A 24,656-nucleotide genomic window follows, 5' to 3' on the forward strand; every position below is an offset into this window, starting at 1 on the left:
AAAATGCCGATGGCCCCGTTATGGGGCCATCGGCTGGATGATGCAAGGGCAGCGAAAAAGACCCTTTTCTTTCAAGCGTTTAGCCAGTCGCGACGGCCGCGGCAGGACAGCGCCGCGGCTTCACCCGGCACTCACTCGGCCGAGGCCACCTTCGGCGCCGGCGGCGGGGTCTGGTAGATCAGGTACGGCTCGGACTTGTGCTCGATCACCGACTCGTCCACCACCACCTTGCTGACGTTTTCCTGCGACGGCAGCTCGTACATCGTATCCAGCAGCACCGACTCGACGATGGTGCGCAGGCCGCGCGCGCCGGTCTTGCGCTTGAGCGCCTTCTTGGCGATGGCCAGCAGCGCGTCGGGCCGGAATTCCAGCTCCACGCCTTCCATCTCGAACAGCTTCTTGAACTGCTTGGTGATCGCGTTCTTCGGCTCGGTCAGGATCCGGATCAGCGCCGGCTCGTCCAGTTCCTCGAGCGTGGCGACCACCGGCAGGCGGCCGACGAACTCGGGGATCAGGCCGAACTTGATCAGATCTTCCGGCTCCACTTCGGCCAGGATCTTGCCGACTTCGCGCTTGCGCTCGGAACTCTTCACCTTGGCGCCGAAGCCGATGCCGCCGACGTCGTTGGAGCGCTGCTGGATCACCTTGTCCAGGCCGGCGAACGCGCCGCCGCAGATGAACAGGATGTTCTTGGTGTCCACCTGCAGGAATTCCTGCTGCGGATGCTTGCGCCCGCCCTGCGGCGGCACCGACGCCACGGTGCCTTCGATCAGCTTCAGCAGCGCCTGCTGCACGCCTTCGCCGGACACGTCGCGGGTGATCGACGGGTTCTCGCTCTTGCGCGAGATCTTGTCGATTTCGTCGATGTAGACGATGCCCTGCTGCGCCTTGTCGACGTCGTAGTCGCACTTCTGCAGCAGCTTCTGGATGATGTTCTCCACGTCCTCGCCGACATAGCCGGCTTCGGTCAGCGTGGTCGCATCGGCGATCGTGAACGGCACGTTGAGCAGGCGCGCCAGCGTTTCGGCCAGCAGCGTCTTGCCCGAACCGGTCGGACCGACCAGCAGGATGTTGGACTTCGCCAGCTCGACTTCGTCGTTCTTCTGCCGGCTCTCGATGCGCTTGTAGTGGTTGTACACGGCCACGGCGAGCGTGCGCTTGGCGCGCAGCTGCCCGATCACGTACTGGTCCAGCACCTCGAGGATTTCCTTGGGCTTGGGCAGGCTGCTGCGTGCGGACTGCGCCTTCTCCTCGAGCTCCTCGCGGATGATGTCGTTGCACAGCTCGACGCATTCGTCGCAGATGAACACGCTCGGCCCGGCGATCAGCTTACGGACCTCGTGTTGACTCTTGCCGCAGAACGAGCAGTACAGAATCTTGTTGCTGTCGCCGGAACGGCCTTGCCGGTCTTCGCTCATTGCTTCGCTTACCCAGTTACCCCACCCGATGAACGGGGGTTCGATTTCGAGAATAACACAGGGCCGGGAGGACGCTAGCCCGGCCCCGGCCCTGCGGAATACGCTGCGTTTTGCAGTACATGCAAGCCTTATGCCGGCTGGATCGACTCTTCCGGACGGCGCTCCAGCACCTGGTCGACCAGCCCGTAGGTCTGCGCGTCGACGGCGCTCTTGAAGTTGTCGCGCTCGGTATCGCGGGCGATGGTTTCCAGCGACTGGCCGGTGTGCTTGGCCAGGATTTCGTTCAGCCGCGAGCGCAGCGTCAGGATCTCGCGCGCGTGGATGTCGATATCGGTGGCCTGGCCCTGGAAGCCGCCCAGCGGCTGGTGGATCATCACCCGCGAGTTCGGCAGCGCATAGCGCTTGCCGGCCGCGCCCGACGCCAGCAGCAGCGCGCCCATCGAGGCGGCCTGGCCGACGCAGATGGTGCTCACGTCCGGCTTGATGTACTGCATGGTGTCGTAGATCGCCATGCCGGCGGTGACCACGCCGCCCGGCGAGTTGATGTAGATGCTGATGTCCTTTTCCGGGTTGTCCGCTTCCAGGAACAGCATCTGCGCCACGATCACGTTGGCCATGTGGTCGTCGATCGGACCGACCAGGAAGATCAGCCGCTCCTTCAGCAGGCGCGAATAGATGTCGTAGGCACGCTCGCCGCGACTGGTCTGCTCGACCACCATCGGAACCAGATTCAAGGCCTTGGTCACATTGTCCACGCGGGAACTCCTGCTCTGTGTCGTCCCTGCACGGGGATGTGCAGGGCTTCGCATCTTGTCGCGCCCCCACGGCTGCGAGGGCTTGGATTGCGTCTCCAACCCGCATGCAATATGCGGGCCGCCGCGAAGCGGCGCCTTACTGGCGGATCGCTTCCTGGAACGTCATCGCCTGCTCGGTGTGCTTGGCGCGCTCGGCGATCCAGTCGATCACCTGCTCTTCCATCACACGGCTCTGCAGTCCCCCCATCAATTGGGGATCGTTGCGGTACATCTCAATGACCTGTTCCGGCTCTTCGTAGGTCGAGGCGATCAGGCGCAGGGTTTCCGAGACCCGCTTGGGGTCCAGGCGCAGCTCGTTGCGGCGGGCGACCTCGCCGACCAGCAGGCCGACCAGCACGCGCTTGCGCGCCGCGTCCACGAAGCCCTGGTGGGCGTCGTCCGGCACCTGGCCCGGGTCGCGGCCGGAGCGGCGCATCTGTTCCACCTGCTGCGCCAGCATCGAACGCGCCTCGTTCTCGACCAGCCGTGGCGGCATTTCCACCGACGCGTAGGCGGCGATCAGCTGCTCGCCGACCTCGCGGCGCAGCCGGTTCATCAGCGCGCCCTTGAGCTCGCGCTCCAGGTTGATGCGGATGTCCTTGCGGAACTGCTCGGCATCGCCGCTCTTCACGCCGAAGCTCTTGATGAACTCCTTGTCCACTTCCGGCAGCACCGGCGCGGCGACTTCGACCGCCTTAACGTGCACCTGGACCTGCTTGCCGGCGAACTGCGGCACGCGCCAGTCGGCCGGGAAATCGACCGTCAGGGTCTTTTCCTCGTCCTTGGACAGGCCGACCAGGCCCTGCTCGATCGCCGGGAACATGACGCCCGAGCCGATCACGCTGCTGCCCTTCTCCACGCCCTCGGCGGGCAGGCGCTCGTCGCCGGCCTGCGACCAGGTTTCCAGGGTCACCAGGTCGCCGTCCTGCGCCGGACGCCCGGCGGGCTGCCAGGTGCGGCGCTGCAGGCGCAGGTTCTCGATCATCTGCTCGATGTCGGCGTCGGTGACCTCGGCGGTGTGGCGGATCACTTCCAGCTTGGCCACGTCGATGTCGCCGAACTCCGGCACCACTTCGAAGGTGGCCACGAACTGCAGCTCGTTGTCGCCGGCGCGGTCGATACGCGGGTTGCCGGCCAGGCGCAGTTCGTGCTCGCGCACCGCCGAATCGAAGGTCTCGCGCAGCAGGCCGTCCAGCGCCTCGGCGCGGATCTGCGGCCCGAAGCGCTGCTCGATCACCTTCGGCGGGATCTTGCCGGGACGGAAGCCCTTGATCCGCGCGGTGCGCGCGACTTCGCGCAGGCGGCCGCCGATATGGGTCTCCAGGCGCTCCTCCGGCAGGGTGAAGGTCAGACGCCGTTCCAAGGTACCGGTGGTTTCGATCGAAGCTTGCATGTGGACTCCTGCCACCGGGAGCCCACGGCTCTCGGCACGATGTAGAAAAATACGGGTTGACGCGGGCACGGGACGGCCGCCGCAGCCGGATAGTTTCGCCTATTCCCGCGGTGCCTGCCAGCGCACCCGGTCGGCCGGCGTCGCTGCAGGCCTGGCGCGGCGGGGGTGCGGACGGGGGGCAGGGGCGCGGCGGGCCGCGCAAGCGGCGCCGGGATGGTGCGAAAGAGGGGACTCGAACCCCTACGCCTTGCGGCACTGGTACCTAAAACCAGGGCGTCTACCAATTCCGCCACTTTCGCGCTGCGACGCCGGAAGCGCTCGCCCGCGCATTGTTGCAGGCCTGCCGGCAAAGAAAAAGGCGTCCGTCGGAGCCGATGCCGCTCCGCTCGATCCACCGCCGAGGAGCCGACGCTTGCGCGCAGCGATCGAAAACCGATGCCGCCCGGGCGTGCGATCAATGACTTACGCGGGTCGGCGCCGCCCATGACCCGCCATGCGCAGCGCGCCACCCCGGGTTCGACCATCCCCCTGCTGACGACGCAAAGCGCAGCCTGTTTCAGCCCCGGCCGCCCTTGGGCGCTCTGCGCCGCCCCCGCACCGCCGCTGGCGCCAGCACGAACGCCAGCGACATCGGCCGATCGCGCGACGGATCGCGCGGGCGGCTCAGCAGGTCGCATAGCCGCTCCAGCAGCGCATTGGCCTCGGCCAGTTCCGCCTGGTTGAGCCAGCCCTTGTTGCGCGCCGCCCACAGTTGCCGGCCAGGGCCGTCGACCTCGACATTGCGCTGTTTCAAGGCGGCCTGGAAATCGCGCTCGGCGACCTGCGCCAGCCCCTTGGCGTAGGCGGCCAGGGCCGCGGACGCCTCGTCGCTGGCCAGGTCGTAGGACAGGCGCAACGGCACGCCTGCAGTGCCCGCCAAGCGGAAGACCCGCTCCCCTGCGGCGCCCTCGCCTTCCTGCACGAGGCCGCCCTCCGCGAGGAGCTGCAGATGGTAGTAGAGCCCATCCGCCGGCCGCCCCAATTGCTCGGACAACTCGGCGACGGTCGCCATTCCCCCCAACGACGCCAGCGTGTCCACGAGTTCCTGGCGCACCGGGGACGCCAACAGACGGATATGCGCCGGATCCCGGATCGCGGTGGCGTCGAACGGCTGCTTGGCGTTTTTCGTCATGTTGAAATTATATGGTATTTTTTCAAAACATTTCCGGGGGATCTTCATGCGAAGGCCGCAACCGCTCCATGCATTCCTTTTCTTCCTTTTCTTCCTTTTCTTCCTTGCCGTGGCGTCGGCACTGGCGCCAACGGCCAAGGCGGCCGAACGCTACAGCACGCAGCAGATCCATGCCGACCTCGACGCGCTGCAGGCGGGGATCGCAGCGACCCACCCGGATCCGTCGCATTCGGTCGATCCGGCCCAGCTCCAGCTTGCCATCGCTGCCTTGCGGCAGCGGGCCTCGACCGGGCTGGACCGCGATGCGGCCTGGCGGGACTTCTCCACGCTCAACCCGCTGCTTGCCGATGGCCATTTTTTCGTCGGCTACGCCGACTGGCGCGCAGAGACGGAACAGCACCTGCGCGGCGGCGGCGTCCTGTTCCCCTTCGAGGTCACGGTCGATGCGCAAGCGCGGGTGCGGATCCTCTCCGAACTGGGCGGCACCGCGACGGCGCTTTCCGGCAGCCCGGTCGCGACCATCAATGGCGTTCCCGCGGGCGCTGTCGCCCGCACACTGCTCGCGCACGTGCACGGCGACAGCGCGCGCTTCCGCGCCGACCTGTTGTCGCGGCGCTGGTGGTTCTTCTACTGGAAGGTGTATGGCGCGCCCGCGACGTTCGAACTGACGTTCGCCGGGTCGCCGCAGGCGCGGCTGCGCCGACCTGCAAGCCACGCGCGTCCTGCGATCATGGTCGGCGAGGACGATTTCGACCGGCAGTTCGCGTTCGGACTGCGCCCGGACGCCTCCGCGGTCATGACCATCCGCACCTTCTCCTGGCCCGAACCGGCCGCATTCGTGGCGTTCGCGCATCGCGCGTTCCAGCAGATGCAGGCGAGCGGCACGCGCACACTCGTCATCGACGTGCGGCAGAACGGCGGCGGCGACGATGCGCTGTGGCTGCAGGGGCTGCTGCCCTACCTCGCCGACCGCCCCTATCGCTGGGCATCGCGCTACACCAAGAAAGCGCTTCGCGACGACCCTGCGAAACACGAACGGGCGGGCGACGTGCTGAGCGGAACCGTGGAGACGTGGAGCGCTCCGCGCACCGACGATCCCCTGCACTTCGACGGCAAGGTCTACGTCCTGATCGGCCCCGGCACTTATTCCTCGGCGGTGCTGTTCGCCAACACGATGCAGGATTTCCATGCCGGGACGCTGATCGGAGAAGGCGCCAGCGTCAGGAGCACGCAGACCGGCGGCGTGCAGAAAATCGCGCTGCCGCAGACCGGACTGGTCCTGTGGGCGCCGCGCCTGCTGCTGGTGCGGCCATCGGGCGCAGCCACGCCGCGGTGGCTGACGCCGGACATCCGCATCGACGACGATCCGCTGCACCCCGACGCGATGGTGGACGCGGCGCTGGCGATCGCGGCCGCGCAACGCTGACCGCGGCGTGCGGCAGCGGCGCCATGGCCGGCATGCGCTCGCGCACGATCGGCGCATAAAAAAACAGCCACTTGGCTTGCGCTAAGTGGCTGCTTGATTTGGTGGGCCGTCAAGGATTCGAACCTTGGACCTATTGATTAAGAGTCAACTGCTCTACCAACTGAGCTAACGGCCCTGAAACTGAGTCGCGCATCTTATGCGCTTTTTTGCTTCGTTGCAACACCCCGCGAAGCATCGGGTCACGCGATCAATGGGGTGGCTGAGGGGACTCGAACCCCCGACATCTGGAATCACAATCCAGTACTCTAACCAGCTGAGCTACAGCCACCATTGAACTCTTGCAACACCCTGTCCGGCGCCGGAGTGGCGCGCCCGACAGGAATCGAACCTGTAACCGCCGGCTTAGAAGGCCGGTGCTCTATCCGGTTGAGCTACGGGCGCCCGGGCCGGATTGTCGCATTCCTCTCCGCCGTTTGGACATCGGATTGGTCGGGGTAGAGGGATTCGAACCCCCGACATCCTGCTCCCAAAGCAGGCGCGCTACCAGACTGCGCTATACCCCGGCGGAACATCCCTCGCGGCCGAGGCCGGAAAGGTCGGCTATTGTGGGAAGCTCGCGGCCCGGTGTCAACGGCACATCGCGTGACCGGCGCCTGCGCTATGCTCGCCACTTGCGGCCGATACGGGCCAATCGTCTTCATTACAGGGAGAAACAGCATGATCCGCAGCGGCAACCCCGCCTTGAAGGAATCCACCTTCCTCGACCTCGGCAGCGGCGCCGTCGTTTCGCGCGACGGCGAGGCGATGACCCTGAACGGCACCATCCACAAGACCGGCGCCTTGCTGCTGCTGACCGTGCTGACCGCGGTGTTCGCCTGGAGCCAGTCGATCTCGATCGATGGCGCCGGCAACGAAGTGATCGCACCGGGCATCATCGGCTACGTGCTGGGCGGCGCCATCGGCGGCTTCATCCTGGCGTTGATCACCACGTTCAAGAAGACCTGGGCGCCGATCACCGCGCCGCTGTACGCGCTGGTGGAAGGTTTCTTCCTGGGTTCGATCTCGGCACTGTACGAGCACCGCTTCAACGGCATCGTGCTGCAGGCGGTGCTGCTGACCTTCGGCACCCTGTTCGCGCTGCTGTTCGCCTACCGCAGCGGGCTGATCAAGGCCACCGAGAACTTCAAGCTGGGCGTGGTGGCGGCCACCGGCGGCATCGCGCTGGTGTACCTGGCGACCATCGTGCTCGGCCTGTTCAACATCCAGATCCCCTACATCCACGCTTCCGGCACGGTCGGCATCCTGTTCAGCCTGTTCGTGGTGGTGGTGGCGGCGCTGAACCTGGTGCTGGATTTCGACTTCATCGAGAGCGGCGTGGAACAGGGCGCGCCCAAGTACATGGAGTGGTACGGCGCGTTCGGGCTGATGGTCACCCTGGTGTGGCTGTACATCGAGTTCCTGCGGTTGCTGTCGAAGTTGCAGTCGCGGAATTAAGCAGGGAGTCGGGAATCGGGATTGGGGAATCGCAAGAGCGGCTCCCTGTGATCGATGCGCGGAAGTGGCTTCAGACAAACTTCCGAGCAAAAGAAAGGGCGCCGAGGCGCCCTTTCTTTTTTTGCGATCTTCCGACGCGCTCAGAGGCGGCTGGCGATGGCCTTGGCGAAGCCCATGGTGTTGCCGCTGCCGCCCAGGTCCGGGGTCAGCCCGTCCTTGGCTTCCAGCGTGGCGACGATGGCGCTGCGCAGGCGCTCGGCGTTCTGCGGCTGGCCGACATGGTCCAGCAACTGCGCCGCGCCCAGCAGCAACGCGCACGGGTTGGCCTTGCCCTGCCCGGCGATGTCCGGGGCCGAGCCGTGCACGGCCTCGAAGATCGCCGCGTCGACGCCGATGTTGGCGCCCGGCGCCAGGCCCAGGCCGCCGACCAGGCCGGCGCACAGGTCCGACAGGATGTCGCCGAACAGGTTGGTGGTGACGATGACGTCGAACTGCTCCGGACGCATCACCAGCTGCATGCAGGCGTTGTCGACGATCATTTCCTGGAACTCGATCTCCGGGTAGTTCGCCGCCACTTCGCGCGCCACCTTCAGGAACAGGCCCGAGGTGGACTTGATGATGTTGGCCTTGTGCACCGCGGTGACCTTCTTGCGGCCGGTCGCCCGCGCCAGGTCGAAGGCGTAGCGGACGATGCGCTCGGAACCCTTGCGGGTCACCTTGGCCATCGACACCGCGGTCTCGCCGTCGGCCGACACTTCCTGGCCTTCGCTCAGGTAGGCGCCTTCGGTGTTCTCGCGCACGGTGATCAGGTCCACGCCGGCGCCGAAACGCGACTTGGTGTTCGGGAACGACTTGGCCGGACGCACGTTGGCGTACAGGTCGAACTGGCGGCGCATGGCCACGTTGATCGAGCTGAAGCCCTCGCCGACCGGCGTGGTCAGCGGGCTCTTCAGCGCGATCTTGTTCTTGCGGATCGAGTCCAGGGTGGCGGCCGGCAACAGGTCGCCGTGCTTCTCCAGGGCGACCAGGCCGGCGTCGGCGTATTCGTAGGTGAGGCCGGCGTTCAGCGCGTCGAGCACGAACAGCGTGGCGTCCATGATCTCGGGGCCGATGCCATCGCCACGAATGACCGTGATTGTCTGCGTCATAGGATTGGGGTTTCCGTACAGAGGGGGAACGCGCCGACCGGAAGCCCGGGCTGCAGGCGCAAGGAGGTTTCACCGGTAATTATGCCCGAAGCCGGTGAAGGCTCCCAAACCGCGCAGGCGCAAAACGCAGCGCGCCGCCCGCAGGCGGCGCGTACCGGGCGGATCCGGCGCCACTCAGCCGTGCGCGTGCTCCGCCGGCGCGGCGGCGGCGCCCTCCTCGAGCTTGTCGAGGAAATCCACTGCCCGACGCAGGTGCGGAATCACGATCGAGCCACCGACCACCAGACCCACCGAGAAGGTCTCGAAGAACTCGTCGCGCTGCACGCCGGCCTCCTTGCACTGGGCCACGTGGTAGCTGATGCAGTCGTCGCAGCGCAGCACCAGCGAGGCGACCAGGCCGAGCAGTTCCTTGGTCTTCACGTCCAGCGCGCCGGCCTGGTAGGTCTGGGTATCGAGCGCGAAGAAGCGCCGCACCACCTGGTTCGGCTCGGCCAGGATGCGCTGGTTCATGCGCTGGCGGAACTCGGTGAACGCGCGCACCCGGTCCTGGCCATCACCGCCCTCGCCGTCCGCCTGCGCTGCGCTCATGCCTGCGCCTCGGGCGCCTGGCCATCGAGCAGCGGCTGCAGCTTGCCGGCGCGGTGCAGCGCCATCATGTCGTCGTAGCCGCCGACATGGGTGTCGCCGACGAAGATCTGCGGCACGCTGGTGCGGCGCGCCAGGGCCACCATCTTCTCGCGCTCGGCCGGGTCCAGGTCGATGCGCACCTCGGTCCAGCTGCGGCCCTTGCTCTTCAGGAAGTTCTTGGCCGCCACGCAGTACGGGCAGATCGCGGTGGAATACAGGGTGATCGGCGGGCCGCCGGCCTGGCCGTCATCGGTAGCTTGGGTGTCCACGGGAAACTCCGGGCAAGAAATGGGGTCCAAGCCACTATGGTAGCGGCCAGGTGGATTTTCGAGTCCGCTGCCGCAACACTGCAGATCACCCCGGTTCAACCACCCTGGATTCACCCGCCGCCGCCGCGGCACCCCGCCCTGCCCTGGAGCCTCACTTGCGCCCGCTGCCGCTTGCCTTCGCGATCACCCTGGCTACCGCCGCCGCCATCGCGCCGGCGCAGGAGAACAAGCTGCCGGACATCGGCTCCTCGGCCGGCGAGCTGCTGACCCCGGCGCGCCAGGCCGAGTACGGCAAGATGATGCTGGCCGAGCTGCGCAACTACGACTACGTGCTCGAAGATCCGCTGATCGACGACTGGCTGCAGACCATGGGCACCCGGCTCGGCGCCAACAGCGACCAGCCGCAGCAGAAGTACACGTTCTTCATGCTGCGCGACCGCCAGATCAACGCCTTCGCCACCCTGGGCGGCTATGTCGCGGTCAACGCCGGGCTGGTGCTGACCGCCGAGCGCGAGGACGAGGTCGCCGCGGTGCTGTCGCACGAGATCGCGCACATCACCCAGCAGCACGTGCTGCGCGGGGTGGAGCGGGCGCAGCGCGACCAGGTGCCGATCCTGCTCGGCATGCTCGCCGCGGTGGTCGCCGCGCAGCAGGCCGGCGGCCGCTCCAGCGGCGACGCCACCCAGGCGGCGATCGCCAGCGGCCTGGGGCTGATGCAGCAGCGCCAGATCGACTACACCCGTTCCAACGAATCGGAAGCCGACCGCCTGGGCATCCGCACCCTGGCGCGCAGCGGTTACGACGTGGACGCGATGGCCGGCTTCTTCGAGCGCATGTCGCTGGCGATGCGCGGCAACCAGGGCGGCTACAGCACCCCCGACTACCTGATGACCCACCCGGTCACCACCACCCGCATCAGCGAGGCGCGGCAGCGCGCCGAACAGATGAAGAAGAACACGGTGACCCTGACCACCAGCGTGCCCGGCGGCACCCTGCAGGAGCGGGTCGATCCCAACGACGTGTCGCTGAGCCAGCCGCTGGGCGCGCCCAGCAACCCATTGCTGCCCGGGCGCCTGCAGTTGCCGTTCGAGACCTATTCGCGCGGCGCCAGCGGCCAGTTCGAGTGGGCCCGCGAACGCCTGCGCGTGCTCAGCGCCAATACCCCGGCCGATGCGGTGCGCGAATACGAGGGCCTGCGCCAGGGCAGCAAGCAGGGCCTCAGCGACGCCCAGCGCTACGGCCTGGCGCTGGCCCGGCTGCGCGGCGGCGGCAGCCCGCAGGACGGCATGCAGACCCTGGAAGACCTGCTGAAGGCGCATCCGGACAGCTGGTGGCTGAGCCTGGCGGTGGCCGAGGCCGAATCGCGCAACGGCCGCAGCCAGCAGGCCAACCAGCGCTTCGACGCCCTGCTCAAGCGCCTGCCGAGCAACCGCGCGGTGGCGCTGACCTATGCCACGGCGCTGAACGAGCAAGGCGGCCGTGCCGCCGGGCAGCGCGCGCAGGCGGTGCTGCGCCCGCTGCTGGCCGCGGCCGCCGACGACCCGGTGTTCCAGCGCACCTTCGCCCGCGCCTGCGAACTGGCCGGCGACGGCAACCGCGCCGGCGAAGCCTACGCCGAGGCCGCCTACCTGAACGGACGCCCCGAGCAGGCGCTGATCCAGCTCAACAATCTGAAGAAGCGCGACGACCTCGACTACGTGGCGCGCGCACGCATCGATGCGCGGATTGCCGCGATCACGCCCACGGTGCTGGAACTGCGCCGCCAGGGCGTCCAGGATCCAGACGTGAAACAGCGCTGAAACGCAGTGTGGCGGCGGTCATCGAATAGTAATAAAACCGTAGTCTACTGGCGACCTCTCCTCCCAGTCCCACGGTGCCGTCGTGCAGAAACGCATCCTGATCGTCGACGACGAACCCGCCATCCGCGACATGGTGGCGTTCGCCCTGCGCAAGGGCGACTTCGAACCGGTCCACGCCGGCGACGCGCGGGAAGCGCAGACCTCCATCGCCGACCGCGTCCCCGACCTGATCCTGCTGGACTGGATGCTGCCCGGCACCAGCGGCCTGGAACTGGCCCGGCGCTGGCGCAAGGATGCGATGACCCGCGAGGTGCCGATCATCATGCTCACCGCGCGCGGCGAGGAAAACGACCGCGTCGGCGGCCTGGAAGCCGGCGTCGACGACTACGTGGTCAAGCCGTTCTCCGCCCGCGAGCTGCTGGCGCGGATCCGCGCGGTGATGCGGCGGACCCGCGACGACGACGAGGACGGCAGCGTCTCGGTCGGCAGCCTGCGCATCGATGGCGCCGCGCACCGGGTGTTCGCCGGCGATGCGCCGGTGCCGATCGGCCCCACCGAATACCGCTTGCTGCACTTCTTCATGACCCACCCCGAGCGCGTCTACAGCCGCGCGCAACTGCTCGACCACGTGTGGGGCGGCAGCGTCTACGTCGAGGAGCGCACCATCGACGTGCACATCCGCCGGCTGCGCAAGACCCTGGAGCCGTTCGCGGTGGAGAACATGGTGCAGACGGTGCGCGGCTCCGGCTACCGCTTCTCCTCGTCCATCTGACTGTCGCCGTCGCCTGCTATAAACGGCGGACGACGAACACGATCCATCGCGACAGAGCGCGCTCCCGATGCCCCGCCACATGCGTTACGCCTGGCTCAAGACCCTCGGCACCCTCGCCGCACTGCTGTTGCTGGCGGTGCTGGTCGGCTGGGTCGGCGGCCATGTGTGGATGGCCCTGACCCTGACCTCGCTGATGGTGATGGGCTGGCACTACTGGCGCCTGCGCCGCGTGTTGCGCCGGCTGACCGCGCGCCAGCGCTGGGAACCGCCGGCCGGCACCGGCGTGTGGAACGAACTGGACCGGCTGCTGTACCGCAGCCAGGCGGAAATGCGCACGCGCAAGCGGCGCCTGCTGGACATGCTGCGCGCCTACCGCGCCGCCGCCGCCGCGCTGCCCGACGCGGTGGTGGTGGTGGACCGCAACAGCCAGCGCATCCAGTGGTTCAACGAAGCCGCCGGCACCCTGCTCGGCCTGCGCCATCCCGGCGACCTCAACGTGCCGGTGGTGGAACGCCTGCAGCCGATGCCGCTGGCGCACTGGCTGGCCGGCGGCCGCAACGCCGAGCCGATGCTCGACACGCCCTCGCCGATCGACGACCGGCTGCGCCTGAACCTGCGCCTGATCCCCTACTCCGACGACTACTGGCTGCTGGTCGCGCGCGACGTCAGCAAGCTGCTGCAGCTAGAGCAGGTGCGCCGCGACTTCGTCGCCAACGTCTCGCACGAACTGCGCACGCCGCTGACCGTGGTGCACGGCTACCTGGACATGCTCGACCCGGAGGATTTCCCCGATTCCGGGCCGATGATCGCCGAGATGCGCAAGCAGTCGCAGCGCATGACCCAGCTGGTCGAAGACCTGCTGACCCTGTCGCGGCTGGAATCGCAGGAACACGCCAACGAAGAGAGCATCGCGATGGCGCCGATGCTGGCCACGCTGCGCCGCGAGGCCGAAGCGCATAGCCAGGGCCGGCACCGCATCGAGGTGCACGACGAAGCCGATCTGGACCTGGTCGGATCCAACAAGGAATTGCACAGCGCGTTCTCCAACCTGGTCACCAACGCAGTGCGCTACACCCCTGCCGGCGGCTCGGTCAGCATCACCTTCGCCCGCGAAGGCGACGGCGCGGTGCTGTCGGTGCGCGACAGCGGCTACGGCATCCCGTCGCACCACCTGCCGCGCATCACCGAGCGCTTCTACCGCGTGTCCAGCAGCCGTTCGCGCGAAAGCGGCGGCACCGGGCTGGGGCTGTCGATCGTCAAGCATGTGCTGGGCCTGCACCAGGCGCGGCTGGACATCGAAAGCGAAGTCGGCAAGGGCAGCACGTTTTCCTGCCACTTCGGCGCCGGGCGCGTGCATCCGCGGCACGACCATGCCACCCTGACCTCCGCCTAACGAGTACCGCCATGCCACGCGCCGCCGCTTTGCCGCCCACGCCACCACCGGACGTTCCCAGCGACCCGCTGCGCGACCCGTCGCTGTATCTCAACCGCGAACTGTCGCAACTGGATTTCAATTTCCGCGTGCTGGCGCAGGCGCAGGATCCGAGCGTGCCGCTGCTGGAGCGGCTGCGTTTCCTGTGCATCTCCTGCACCAACCTCGACGAGTTCTTCGAGATCCGCGCCGCCACCGTGCGCCACGCGCTGGAATTCGGCTTGCCGCCGGCGCCGGACGGGCTGAGTTCGAGCGCGGTCCTCAACACCATCCACGACCGTGCCGCGCAGCTGGTCGACCATCAGTACCGCTGCTGGAACGAAGTGCTGCGGCCGGCGCTGAAGGACGCCGGCATCGGCGTGCTCGGCCGCAACAGCTGGAATGCGCGGCAGAAGCGCTGGCTGCGCGCCTATTTCCGCAACGAGATCATGCCGGTGCTGTCGCCGCTGGGCCTGGACCCGGCGCATCCGTTCCCGAAGATCCTCAACAAGTCGCTGAACATCGTGGTGGTGCTGAAGGGCACCGACGCGTTCGGCCGCGTCGGCCACCTGGCGATCGTGCGCGCGCCGCGCTCGCTGCCGCGCATCATCCAGCTGCCGGAAAGCCTGTCCGAAGGCGGACAGAGCTTCGTGTTCCTGTCCTCGGTGCTGTCCACCTTCGTCGACGAACTGTTCCCGGGCATGGAGGTGATGGGCTCCTACCAGTTCCGCGTGACCCGCAATTCCGAGCTGGTGGTGGACGAGGAGGAAGTGGAGAACCTGGCGCTGGCGCTGCGCGACGAACTGGTCAACCGCGGCTACCGGCCGGCGGTGCGCCTGGAGATCGCCGAAGACTGCCCGAAGTCGATCGTGCGCACCCTGCTGCAGAACTTCGAGTTGCCGGAAAACGCGGTCTACCGCATCAACGGCCCGGTCAATCTGAGCCGGGTTAACCAGGTCTACGACCTGGTGCAGCGCCCGGAGTTGAAGTATCCGCCGATGAATCCGCGCACGCTGCGCGACAGCGACGGCATCTTCGCCATCGTCGCCGCCGACGACGTGCTGCTGCACCACCCGTTCGATGCGTTCACCGCGGTGCTGGACCTGATCAAGCAGGCCGCGGTGGACCCGCAGGTGCTGGCGATCAAGCAGACCCTGTACCGCACCGGCAAGGACTCGGGCATCGTCGATGCGCTGGTGCTGGCCGCGCGCAACGGCAAGGACGTGACCGTGGTGGTCGAGCTGCGCGCGCGCTTCGACGAGGAAGCCAACCTGGGCCTGGCCGATCGCCTGCAGGAAGCCGGCGTGCAGGTGGTGTACGGCGTGGTCGGCTACAAGACCCACGCCAAGATGCTGCTGATCGTGCGCCGCGAGGGCCGCAAGCTGCGCCGCTACGTGCACCTGGGCACCGGCAACTACCACAGCGGCACCGCGCGCGCCTACACCGACCTGAGCCTGATCACCGCCGACGCGGACATCTGCAACGACGTGCACCTGCTGTTCCAGCAGCTGTCCGGGCTGGCGCCGAAGATCCGCCTCAAGCGCCTGCTGCAGTCGCCGTTCACTCTGCACCCGGGCGTGCTGCACCGGATCGAGCGCGAGACCAAGCTGGCCCTGGCCGGGCGCCCGGGCCGCATCATCGCCAAGATGAACGCGCTCAACGAGCCGCAGGTGATCCGCGCGCTGTACGCGGCCTCGCAAGCCGGGGTGAAGATCGACCTGATCATCCGCGGCGCGTGCACGCTGCGTCCCGGCGTGCCGGGGGTGTCGGACAACATCCGGGTGCGTTCGATCGTCGGCCGCTTCCTCGAGCACAGCCGCATCTACTGGTTCGGCAACGACGGCGCGCCGGAGCTGTTCTGCGCCAGCGCCGACTGGCTGGAGCGCAACCTGCTGCGGCGCGTGGAGACCTGCTTCCCGATCCTGGATCCGGATCTGGTCAAGCGCATCCATCGCGAGGTGTTGCAGAACTATCTGGCCGACAATCTCAATGCGTGGGAACTGGACGCCAGCGGCGCCTATCGCAAGCTGGCGCCGGGCCAGGACCAGCCGCCGCATTCGGCGCAGCTGACGCTGCTCGACGGGCTCTGAACCACGCCACCTGCGCGCCGATGGACGGCAGCCGCCGTGCATCGGCTACCATTCCGCCCATGCCTTCCATCTCCCCGTACACGCCGTTGCGCGATGGCGACCTGCTGGCCGCCATCGACCTGGGTTCCAACAGTTTCCACATGGTCGTGGCGCGGTATCAGCTCGGGCAGCTGCGGGTGGTGGACCGCCTGCGCGAGACCGTGCGCATGGCCGATGGACTGGACAACAAGGGCGGGCTGTCGGCCGAAGCGCGGCAGCGCGCGCTGGAATGCCTGGCGCGCTTCGGCCAACGCATCCGCGACGTGCCGTCGCTGCACGTGCGTGCACTGGCCACCAACACCGTGCGCCAGCTGCGCTCGCCGCAGGCGTTCCTGATCCCCGGCGAAACCGCGCTCGGCCATCCGATCGAAGTGGTCAGCGGCCGCGAGGAAGCGCGCCTGATCTACCTGGGCGTGGCGCATGCGCAGCCGCCCAAGCCGGACCAGCGCCGGCTGGTGATCGACATCGGCGGCGGCTCCACCGAATTCATCATCGGCCGCGGTTTCCAGACCCTGGAGCGCGAAAGCCTGCAGGCCGGCTGCATCGCCAGCACGCGGCGCTTCTTCCCCGGCGGCAAGCTGTCGAAGAAGAAATGGAAGGACGCGCTGACCGAGATCGGCGCCGAGTTCCAGCAGTTCGCCGGGCTGTACCGCACGCTGGGCTGGGACGAGGCGCTGGGTTCGTCGGGCACGCACAAGGCGATCGGCGAGATCTGCGCGGCGATGAAGCTGACCAAGGGCGCGATCACCGCCGAGGCGCTGCCGCTGCTGCGCGAACGCCTGCTGCTGGCCAAGCGCATCGAGGACATCGACCTGCCCGGCCTGTCCGCCGACCGTCGGCCGATCATCGCCGGCGGCGTGCTGGTGCTGGAAGCCGCGTTCCAGGCCCTGGGCCTGCAGCGCCTGATGGTCAGCAAGGCGGCCATGCGCGAAGGCATCCTGTACGACATGCTCGGCCGCGGCGGCGAGAACGATCCGCGCGAGACCGCGATCGCCGCGCTCACCCAGCGCTACGGCATCGACGAGGCGCAGGCCGCGCGCGTGGAAGCCACCGCGATGGCGCTGTTCGCGCAGGTCGCCACCGATTGGGCGCTGGATGCCGACGACGAACGCATGCTCGGCTGGGCCGCACGCCTGCACGAGTTGGGCCAGGCCATCGCGCACAGCCAGTACCACGTGCACGGCGCCTACGTGCTCGAGCACTCCGACATCGCCGGCTTCTCGCGGCAGGAGCAGCAGGTGCTGGCGACGCTGGTGCGCACCCATCGCCGCAACGTGCCCAAGACCGCATTCGACGCCCTGCCCGACCGCCTGCTGCTCAGCGCCAAGCGCAAGGCCGCGCTGCTGCGGCTGGCGGTGCTGCTGCATCGCGCGCACGAATCCGAGCCGATCCCGTCGCTGGACCTGAAGGCCAGCGGCGACGACCTGCACCTGATCCTGTCGCAGCCGTGGATCGAATCGCGGCCGCTGCAGCGCGCCGACCTGATCGGCGAGGTCGAGGGCATGGCGGGGTTGGGGATCAATTTCCGGCCGTTTGTGGCCTGAAGGCCGGGATTGGGGATCGGGAATCGGGATTCGTAAAAGCCGGGCTGCTGGAGCGCTTTTTGCGAGCCGCATTGCCCTTATCGGGGGCCGCTGGTGAAAGCGCGGCTAAACGCCCTGGGCCGGCGTCATCATTCCTACATGCGGCGGACATGTTCGCTTCACCGCCTCGCGCGAAGCTTTGGCAAACCGGAGCCTGAAGCATGCGCTACGCGATCGTCACCGAGACGTACCCCCCTGAGGTCAACGGCGTCGCGCTGACCGTGCAGGGGCTGGAACTGGGATTGCGTGCGCTCGGCCATCAGGTCGACGTGGTGCGCCCGCGCCAGGTCGGCGACCGGCACGACGACGATGCGCTGCTGGTGCGCGGCGCGGCGCTGCCGCGCTACCCCGGCCTGAAGTTCGGCCTGCCCGCGCCGCGGCGCCTGTCCCGGCTGTGGCAGGCCACGCCGCCGGACGCGGTCTACATCGCCACCGAAGGCCCGCTCGGCTGGTCGGCGCTGCGCACCGCGCGGCGGCTGGGCATCCCGATCGCCACCGGCCTGCACACCCGCTTCGACGAATACCTGCCCCAGTACGGCGCCGCCTGGCTGCAGTCGACCGCGCTGCGCTGGATGCGGCGCTTCCACAACCAGGCCGACGCCACCCTGGTGCCGACCCGCGAGTTGCTTGGCTTCCTCGCCGGGCAAGGCTTCGAGCGCGCACGCCTGCTGGCGCGCGCGGTGGACAACCGCCAGTTCGAACCGCAGCGCCGCGACGCGGAACTGCGCCGCGAGTGGGGCCTGGAGGCGGACGGTTGCGCGGCGCTGTACGTCGGCCGCATCGCTTCGGAAAAGAACCTGCCGCTGGCGGTGCGCGCGTTCCGCCAACTGCAGCGGGTGCGCCCGGAGGCGCGCTTCGTCTGGGTCGGCGACGGCCCGATGCGCGAGCGCCTGGCGCAGGAAAACCCCGACTTCATCTTCTGCGGCGTGCAGCGCGGCGACGCGCTGGCGCGGCACTTCGCCAGCGGCGACCTGTTCCTGTTCCCCAGCCGCAGCGAGACCTTCGGCAACGTGACCCTGGAAGCGATGGCCAGCGGCGTGGCCACGGTCGCCTTCGACTACGGCGCGGCGCGCGAATACCTGCGCGACGGCGTCAACGGTGCGGCGGTGGCCGACGACGACGGCTTCGTCGCCGCGGCGGTACGCCTGGCCGGCGACGACGCCCTGCGCCGGCAACTGGGCGAGGCCGCCTGCGCGGCGATGCAGCAGCTGCGCCCGGAACAGGTCGTGGCCGATTTCGAGGCGCTTCTCGGCGAACTGGCTTACAGCAGGAGGACCCATGTCGACGCGGCTTGAGATTCTGCGCGGGCACGAAACCCGCTGGTGCCGGCAAGCCAACCACTGGTGCCGGCGGCGCTCGGTGCGGCGCTTCTTCGCGCTGATCAGCCGCCTCGGCGACGGCGTGTTCTGGTATGCGCTGATGACCTTGCTGGTGGTCTGCGACGGCATGGGCGGCGTGTTCGCCTCCGCGCACATGGCCGCCACCGGCGTGGTCGCGCTGAGCCTGTACAAGGGCCTGAAGCGCTGGACCCGGCGCCCGCGCCCGTACGCGGCCGACCTGCGCATCCGCGCCTGGGTGGCGCCGCTGGACGAGTTCAGCTTCCCGTCCGGGCACACCCTGCATGCGGTGTCGTTCGGCATCGTCGCCCTGGCCTACTACCCGTGGCTGGCGCCGCTGCTGATCCCCTTCATCGCCTGCGTGGCGCTGTCGCGGGTGGTGCTGGGCCTGCACTATCCCAGCGACGTGCTCGCCGCCACCGCGATCGGCGCGCTGCTGGCCGGGGTGTCGCTGTGGGTGGTTTGAGGCTGGGAATGGAGAACCGGAAATAGGGAATGGGAAGAGCCGGCGCCTTTTCCATTCCCGATTCCCCATTCTACATTTCCGGCTCCATTACAATGCGGCAATGACCACGCTGTTCATTTCCGACCTGCATCTGGATCCGGCCCGGCCGGCGATCACCGCGCTGTTTCTGGACTTCCTGCGCGGCGAAGCGCGCGGTGCCGAGGCGCTGTACATCCTCGGCGACCTGTTCGAGGCCTGGATCGGCGACGACACGCCGTCGGAAACGGCCGACGCGGTGGCGCTGGAGCTGCGCGCGCTGAGCGACGCCGGGGTGCCGGTGTTCTTCATGCACGGCAACCGCGATTTCCTGCTCGGCGCCGACTATGCGCGCCGCGCCGGCATGCGCCTGCTGCCGGATCCGTGCGTGATCGATCTGTACGCCGAGCCGACGCTGCTGCTGCACGGCGACCTGCTGTGCACCGACGACACCGCCTACCAGGCGTTCCGCGCGCAGACCCGCGACCCGGCGTTCCAGCAGCAGTTCCTGGCGCAGCCGCTGGCCGCGCGCATCGCCTATGCGCAGCAGGCGCGCGCCGCCAGCCAGGCGCGGCAGGCGGAAATGAAGCAAGGCGACCGCGCCCAGTTCGAAACCGTCACCGACGTGGCGCCGGACGAGGTCGTGGCCAGCTTCGCGCGCTACGGCGTGGCGCGGATGATCCATGGCCATACCCACCGCCCCGCCGTGCACGCGCTGGACGCCAACGGCCGCAGCTGCACCCGCATCGTGCTCGGCGACTGGTACGAACAGGGCTCGGTGCTGCGCGTGGATGCGCAGGGCTGCCGGCTGCAGCAGCTGTAATCGGCAGCGGCGGGAAACGCGCGCGCAGAGCCCGCGACGGTTACAGCATGCCGCCGGCGTTGTCGCGCGCACGTTGCGCATAGCCGACGAAATCGCCCTCGGCCACGTCGTACCACAGGATCGCGCCGGAGCGTTCGACCCGGTAGCGGTCCCTGACCGGTGCGGTCTGCGGATCGCCCGGACAGCCGTCGCCGTGCTTCTCGCGCACCGCAAAGTCGATCGCGGCGGAGGCGCTGGCGGCGGGTTCGGTGGTCGCCGACGGCGAGGCAGCGGCGTCGGCTGCGGGTTCGGCGTCGGTCTCGGCGGCGTATTGCAGGCACTGCGCATCGGCATAGACATGGTCCGCCGCCAGACGCGTCTCCAGCATGTCCAACGCACGGGTTTCGTCGAACGCCGCCGCAGGCGCATCGCCCGTGGCGGGTGCGGTCGCAGCGGTCGCAGGCGCCTGCGGCGGTGCGGCCGCTGGATCAGCCGCCGGGCCGCAGCCCATGCTCAACATCGCCAGCGCCAAGGCCGCCGGCAGGCCAATGCTCTTCAACACCATCGCCGATTCCAGGAGTAATGAGCGGTGCGCGCCCGGCGCTGCCGGACACGTCGTCGCTCAGCATAGCCGAAGCCGGACGCCACGGCGTCCGGCCGGCCTGCAGGATCGGCAAGCGGAACGCCCCGGCGCAGGCCTGGCGCGGCCTGCACCGGAGCGCCCCTTGAACGCTACATCAGCGGAACGCGGCGACCGCCGCCTTGGTATTGACCAGCACGCGCTGATTGTCCGCAGTGCTGGCATTGCCCATCGGCACGCCGCCGTAGGAAATGTTCGGATTGGACCAATAGTTCAGCCGCGGGCAGCTGACCGGGCAGTTGTAGGCCATGATCGTGCGCCAGCTGTTGCCGTAGCGATAGCCATGGCCGTAGGCGTACGGCGAGGTGCTCGAATCGGTGGCGACGTCGTGGCGCGCGCTCTGCAGATGGCCGATTTCGTGCGCGAAGCTGTAGTAGCCGGTGGCGCAGTCCCAGTACACCGCGGCGAACGCGGTGGCGGCGGTCGAACCGATCCCCGAGGCCAGGCCGCAGTAGCTGCTGTTGTCGATGATCAGCACGCCGACGTCGGCGGCCACGCTGTTGCGCGTGGTGTGGATGCTGTCCATGTAGCCGTCACTGGTGCCGCGGAAGCGGCTCAGGTCGGTGGTGAAGTCGCCGGACTCGGTGTAGCTGGTGGTCTGGTAGCCGGCCAGTTGCATGGTGATGCCGACGTTGCTGTTGGTGTAGCCCTGGTTGGACTCGGCGACCGCCAGCTGCACCAGCGACTGCATGTTGCCGCCGTAGCTGGTCACCGCCTGGTTGGTGGCCACCACCAGCACGCGGATGGTCGCCGGCGAGCCGGACGAAGCGGCGGCGGCGGTGACGCGGTCGTCGACCACGGCCTGCGGCATCTGGATGGTCGGCAGCAGCGCGTACTCGGCCGGATGCTCGGCCGGCATGCGGCTCTCGTCGACCTCGACCAGCACGTGGCCGCCGCCGGCGATCGGGCGCAGGTGGAACAGCGTGCCGTTGCTGCGGATGCTGCCGGTGACGGTGTCGCCGCTGCGCACCAGGATCGCCGAGTTCAGCGGATCCAGGCCGGAGCGCGCGCGCGCCTTGGCCGCGGCGGCGTTGCCGAGGTTGCCGTACCAGATGCTGTTGCCGCCTTCCAGCTGTTCGGTCCTGGTCTGCGTGGCGGTGACGCGCTGGCCAAGCAGGTCCAGCTCCAGCTGCGCCTGCGTGGCGTCCACCGCGGCGGCGTCCACGCGCACGCTCTGCACCGCGCCGGTGGACGGATTGGCCAGCACCCGGCTCAATGCGGGCTCGCCGGGGATGGCCTTGGAAATGTACTGGCTGCTCTGGAACAGGGGTTTTCCGGCCGCGGAAGCGGAACCGGCGACACACAGGGCAAGCATCGCGGTAAGGCAGCACATCGACTTCATGTCGTACTCCCAGGGGTGGTGAGAAGAGACGGAGCGTCGTCCCTCGCGCAGAAGGCGTCGGGCACAGCGCACGGGGGATTCCGATTAGCCGCTCAGCCAACGTTCAGCGCAAGCAACAAAATCGATCGCGTGTCCACTCAGAGATGGCCATTCCAGTTAGCGCCGTGATCGGCATCCACGCGCTGCACTCACAGCACGCGGCCACCGCGATGGAGAGGACAGCGGCGCACGCCAAACGGCGATCGTTCGGGAACCGTCGCGCCGGCCTGCCGGGTAACGCCGGCCGCTTCGCCGCGCGCCGCCTCAGCCGGCCTGGCGTTGCAAGGCGAGCAGTTCGTCCTCGTCGAAACCGGCCAGCAGCCGCGCCGGCAGGTTGAACGGGCCGTGCAGGTAGCCGCCGGCGTATTCGCGCAGCAGCTCGGCGAACCGCGCGCGCGGCTCGATGCCGGCGCGCGCGCAATACCAGCGGTACCAGCGCGAGCCGGCGGCGACATGCGCCACTTCCTCGCGCAGGATCAATTCCAGGATCTCGACCGTGGCGGCGTCGCCGAGTGCGCGCAGCTTCACGATCATGCCCGGGGTCACGTCCAGCCCGCGCGCCTCCAGCACGCGCGGCACCAGGGCCATGCGCGCCAGGCCGTCGTGCGCGGTCTTCTCGCACATCTCCCACAGCCCGTTGTGCGCGGCGAAATCGCCGTAGTCGTGGCCCAGCGCACGCAGCCGGTCGCGCAGCAGCGCGAAATGGCGCGATTCGTCGGCGGCCACCGCTACCCAGTCGGCGTAGAACGCGTCGGGCAAGCCGCGGAAGCGGTACACCGCGTCCCAGGCCAGATCGATCGCGTTGAGCTCGATGTGCGCGATCGCATGGATGAAGGCGGCGCGGCCCTCGGCGCTGCCCAATCCGCGCCGCGGCAGGTCGCGCGGATGCACCAGCAACGGCCGCGGCGAACGCCCCGGCATGCGGATCGGTTCGGGCTCGGCGGCATCCGCCGGCACGCGCAGCGCGCCGGCAGCGAACGCGGCGGCGTAGCGCTGGGTCAGTGCGACCTTGTCCTCGGGCGCGCTGGCAGCCAGGCACAGCCGCGCCGCTTGCAGCAGATCCCCGCCGGCGTGCGCGTCGTGCATCGGTGCGCCACGCAACACCGCGTCAGGCGCGGCGCTTCTTCTTCGCTTCGTCCGAACGCAGCTGCATGATGCGCTCGAAGTAGCCCGGCTCGATGCCGGTGGTGTACTCGCCGTTGAAGCACGAGGAATCGAAGGTCTTCAGTTCCGGGTTGCCCTCGCGCACCGCGGTCTCCAGGTCTTCCAGGTCCTGGTAGATCAGCCAGTCGCAGCCGAGGAATTCCTGGATCTCCTGCTCGCTGCGGCCATGCGCGATCAGCTCGTCGGCGGCCGGCATGTCGATGCCGTAGATGTTCGGATAGCGCACCGGCGGCGCGGCGCTGGCCAGGTACACCTTGCGCGCGCCGGCCTCGCGCGCCATCTGCACGATCTGCCGGCTGGTGGTGCCGCGCACGATCGAATCGTCGACCAGCAGCACCACGCGGTTGCGGAATTCCAGATGGATCGGATTGAGCTTGCGGCGCACCGACTTCACCCGCTCGACCTGCCCCGGCATGATGAAGGTGCGGCCGACATAGCGGTTCTTGACGAAGCCCTCGCGGTACTTCACCCCGAGCACGTTGGACATCTCCAGCGCGGCGTCGCGCGAGGTGTCCGGAATCGGGATGATGGTGTCGATGTCGTGGTCCGGGCGCAGCCGCAGGATCTTCTCGCCCAGCTTCATGCCCATGCGCATGCGCGCCTTGTGCACCGAGACGTTGTCGATCATCGAGTCCGGGCGCGCGAAGTACACGTACTCGAAGATGCACGGGGTGTGGTCGGTCGGCGAGGCGCAGACCTCGGAGAACAGCTCGCCGCGGCCGGTGATCACCAGCGCCTCGCCCGGGCGCACGTCGCGCAGGCGGGTGAAGCCGAGGATGTCCAGCGCCGAGGACTCGGAGGCGACGATGTATTCGTCGCCTTCCACGCCCTCGCGCTTGCCCAGCACCAGCGGACGGATGCCGTGCGGGTCGCGGAACGCCACCAGGCCCAGGCCCAGCACCACGCTGACCACCGCATAGCCGCCCTTGCAGCGGCGGTGCACGCCGGCCACCGCGCGGATCGCCGCTTCCGGAGTCAGCATGCGCTGCGCGTCCAGCTCGTAGGCGAACACGTTCAGCAGCACTTCGCTGTCCGAATCGGTGTTGATGTTGCGCCGGTCGGCCTCGAACACCTGCTGGCGCAGCGCCTCGGTGTTGATCAGGTTGCCGTTGTGCGCCAGCGCGATGCCGTAGGGCGAATTGACGTAGAACGGCTGCGCCTCGTCCATGCCTTCCGAGCCGGCGGTGGGATAGCGGCAATGGGCGATGCCGACCCGGCCTTCCAGCACCGCCATGCGCTTCTCGTCGAAGACGTCGCGGACCAGGCCATTGGCCTTCTGCACGCGCAGGCGGGTGCCATCGGCGGTGGCGATGCCTGCGGCATCCTGCCCGCGGTGCTGCAGCACGGCCAGGCCGTCATACAGTTGCGCTGCGACATTCTGATTGCCGACGATTCCGACGATGCCACACATTTGAAC

At 68.4% G+C, this 24,656-nt stretch carries 21 protein-coding genes and 5 tRNA genes; 10 read left to right on the forward strand and 16 right to left on the reverse strand.

The genetic code is table 11. From position 1 onward, the window contains the following. Positions 1 to 131: 131 nt before the first annotated feature. The 5 genes from clpX to AB8810_RS17975 form a co-directional block, all read right to left on the reverse strand. A complete protein-coding gene (gene clpX, locus AB8810_RS17955; RefSeq protein WP_003468538.1) occupies positions 132 to 1,418 on the reverse strand; it encodes an ATP-dependent Clp protease ATP-binding subunit ClpX in 1,287 nt (428 codons plus the stop codon). 128 nt (positions 1,419 to 1,546) lie between these two features. Continuing rightward, positions 1,547 to 2,173, reverse strand: a complete 627-nt coding sequence (gene clpP / locus AB8810_RS17960; RefSeq protein ID WP_179570633.1) for an ATP-dependent Clp endopeptidase proteolytic subunit ClpP — start codon at positions 2,171 to 2,173, stop codon at positions 1,547 to 1,549. Positions 2,174 to 2,309: 136 nt separating this feature from the next. Next, on the reverse strand, positions 2,310 to 3,605 hold the full coding sequence (gene tig / locus AB8810_RS17965; protein ID WP_191825036.1) for a trigger factor: 1,296 nt from the start codon (positions 3,603 to 3,605) through the stop codon (positions 2,310 to 2,312). A gap of 214 nt (positions 3,606 to 3,819) precedes the next feature. Beyond that, a tRNA-Leu gene (locus AB8810_RS17970) sits at positions 3,820 to 3,904 on the reverse strand. A 257-nt stretch (positions 3,905 to 4,161) separates the two neighbouring features. Beyond that, the gene (locus tag AB8810_RS17975; protein WP_206258464.1) at positions 4,162 to 4,824 is read right to left on the reverse strand and encodes a helix-turn-helix domain-containing protein; all 663 of its coding nucleotides are present in this window, start codon (positions 4,822 to 4,824) and stop codon (positions 4,162 to 4,164) included. Between AB8810_RS17975 and AB8810_RS17980 the strand changes: the two genes are divergently transcribed. Next, entirely contained in the window at positions 4,775 to 6,202 is a 1,428-nt protein-coding gene (locus AB8810_RS17980) for a S41 family peptidase (RefSeq protein ID WP_369914438.1), read from the forward strand. The genes AB8810_RS17975 and AB8810_RS17980 overlap by 50 nt on opposite strands. 99 nt (positions 6,203 to 6,301) lie before the next feature. Here the strand turns inward: AB8810_RS17980 and AB8810_RS17985 are convergent. The 4 genes from AB8810_RS17985 to AB8810_RS18000 all read right to left on the reverse strand — a co-directional run bounded on the left by AB8810_RS17985 (position 6,302) and on the right by AB8810_RS18000 (position 6,765). Next, a tRNA-Lys gene (locus AB8810_RS17985) sits at positions 6,302 to 6,377 on the reverse strand. A 76-nt stretch (positions 6,378 to 6,453) separates the two neighbouring features. Then, positions 6,454 to 6,530, reverse strand: a tRNA-His gene (locus AB8810_RS17990). 36 nt (positions 6,531 to 6,566) lie between these two features. Then, positions 6,567 to 6,643, reverse strand: a tRNA-Arg gene (locus AB8810_RS17995). A 45-nt stretch (positions 6,644 to 6,688) separates the two neighbouring features. Continuing rightward, positions 6,689 to 6,765, reverse strand: a tRNA-Pro gene (locus AB8810_RS18000). A gap of 154 nt (positions 6,766 to 6,919) precedes the next feature. Between AB8810_RS18000 and AB8810_RS18005 the strand changes: the two genes are divergently transcribed. After that, positions 6,920 to 7,696, forward strand: coding sequence for a Bax inhibitor-1/YccA family protein (locus AB8810_RS18005; RefSeq protein WP_225209829.1), 777 nt, complete (start codon positions 6,920 to 6,922; stop codon positions 7,694 to 7,696). Between the two features lie 140 nt (positions 7,697 to 7,836). Here AB8810_RS18005 and AB8810_RS18010 read toward each other — a convergent pair whose 3' ends face one another. The 3 genes from AB8810_RS18010 to grxC form a co-directional block, all read right to left on the reverse strand. Next, positions 7,837 to 8,844: an isocitrate dehydrogenase gene (locus AB8810_RS18010; RefSeq protein WP_179570629.1), complete on the reverse strand. Its 1,008-nt coding sequence runs from the start codon at positions 8,842 to 8,844 to the stop codon at positions 7,837 to 7,839. A 174-nt stretch (positions 8,845 to 9,018) separates the two neighbouring features. After that, positions 9,019 to 9,432: a carboxymuconolactone decarboxylase family protein gene (locus AB8810_RS18015; protein WP_179570628.1), complete on the reverse strand. Its 414-nt coding sequence runs from the start codon at positions 9,430 to 9,432 to the stop codon at positions 9,019 to 9,021. Then, complete coding sequence (gene grxC / locus AB8810_RS18020; RefSeq protein WP_179570627.1) at positions 9,429 to 9,740, reverse strand: glutaredoxin 3; 312 nt, start codon at positions 9,738 to 9,740, stop codon at positions 9,429 to 9,431. The genes AB8810_RS18015 and grxC overlap by 4 nt, the downstream gene beginning before the upstream one ends. Before the next feature lie 155 nt (positions 9,741 to 9,895). On the opposite strand from grxC, the gene AB8810_RS18025 reads away from it, so the two are divergent. The 8 genes from AB8810_RS18025 (at position 9,896) to lpxH (ending at position 20,075) form a co-directional block, all read left to right on the forward strand. Then, entirely contained in the window at positions 9,896 to 11,539 is a 1,644-nt protein-coding gene (locus AB8810_RS18025) for a M48 family metalloprotease (protein ID WP_179570626.1), read from the forward strand. An 82-nt stretch (positions 11,540 to 11,621) separates the two neighbouring features. Beyond that, entirely contained in the window at positions 11,622 to 12,311 is a 690-nt protein-coding gene (gene phoB / locus AB8810_RS18030; protein ID WP_003468516.1) for a phosphate regulon transcriptional regulator PhoB, read from the forward strand. Between the two features lie 67 nt (positions 12,312 to 12,378). After that, positions 12,379 to 13,704, forward strand: a complete 1,326-nt coding sequence (gene phoR, locus AB8810_RS18035; RefSeq protein ID WP_369914440.1) for a phosphate regulon sensor histidine kinase PhoR — start codon at positions 12,379 to 12,381, stop codon at positions 13,702 to 13,704. 11 nt (positions 13,705 to 13,715) lie between these two features. Then, positions 13,716 to 15,812 carry a polyphosphate kinase 1 gene (gene ppk1 / locus AB8810_RS18040; RefSeq protein WP_191825040.1) on the forward strand — a complete coding sequence of 699 codons (2,097 nt, stop codon included), beginning with the start codon at positions 13,716 to 13,718 and terminating at the stop codon, positions 15,810 to 15,812. Between the two features lie 59 nt (positions 15,813 to 15,871). Further along, a complete protein-coding gene (gene ppx, locus AB8810_RS18045; RefSeq protein WP_179570623.1) occupies positions 15,872 to 17,395 on the forward strand; it encodes an exopolyphosphatase in 1,524 nt (507 codons plus the stop codon). A gap of 200 nt (positions 17,396 to 17,595) precedes the next feature. Next, a complete protein-coding gene (locus AB8810_RS18050) occupies positions 17,596 to 18,729 on the forward strand; it encodes a glycosyltransferase family 1 protein (RefSeq protein WP_191825041.1) in 1,134 nt (377 codons plus the stop codon). Then, complete coding sequence (locus AB8810_RS18055; RefSeq protein ID WP_191825042.1) at positions 18,713 to 19,237, forward strand: phosphatase PAP2 family protein; 525 nt, start codon at positions 18,713 to 18,715, stop codon at positions 19,235 to 19,237. The genes AB8810_RS18050 and AB8810_RS18055 overlap by 17 nt, the downstream gene beginning before the upstream one ends. A gap of 100 nt (positions 19,238 to 19,337) precedes the next feature. After that, a complete protein-coding gene (gene lpxH / locus AB8810_RS18060) occupies positions 19,338 to 20,075 on the forward strand; it encodes a UDP-2,3-diacylglucosamine diphosphatase (protein ID WP_179570620.1) in 738 nt (245 codons plus the stop codon). A 40-nt stretch (positions 20,076 to 20,115) separates the two neighbouring features. Here lpxH and AB8810_RS18065 read toward each other — a convergent pair whose 3' ends face one another. The 4 genes from AB8810_RS18065 to purF all read right to left on the reverse strand — a co-directional run bounded on the left by AB8810_RS18065 (position 20,116) and on the right by purF (position 24,650). Then, a complete protein-coding gene (locus tag AB8810_RS18065) occupies positions 20,116 to 20,619 on the reverse strand; it encodes a hypothetical protein (RefSeq protein ID WP_369914441.1) in 504 nt (167 codons plus the stop codon). A 172-nt stretch (positions 20,620 to 20,791) separates the two neighbouring features. Next, on the reverse strand, positions 20,792 to 22,036 hold the full coding sequence (locus tag AB8810_RS18070; RefSeq protein WP_179570618.1) for a zinc-dependent metalloprotease: 1,245 nt from the start codon (positions 22,034 to 22,036) through the stop codon (positions 20,792 to 20,794). 303 nt (positions 22,037 to 22,339) lie between these two features. After that, positions 22,340 to 23,161, reverse strand: coding sequence for a ferritin-like domain-containing protein (locus AB8810_RS18075; protein ID WP_369914442.1), 822 nt, complete (start codon positions 23,159 to 23,161; stop codon positions 22,340 to 22,342). Positions 23,162 to 23,183: 22 nt separating this feature from the next. Beyond that, positions 23,184 to 24,650, reverse strand: coding sequence for an amidophosphoribosyltransferase (purF, locus tag AB8810_RS18080; protein WP_179570616.1), 1,467 nt, complete (start codon positions 24,648 to 24,650; stop codon positions 23,184 to 23,186). Positions 24,651 to 24,656 lie beyond the last annotated feature (6 nt).

The organism is Xanthomonas sp. NCPPB 3005 (assembly GCF_041228095.2).
Classification (GTDB): Bacteria; Pseudomonadota; Gammaproteobacteria; order Xanthomonadales; family Xanthomonadaceae; genus Xanthomonas_A; species Xanthomonas_A bonasiae.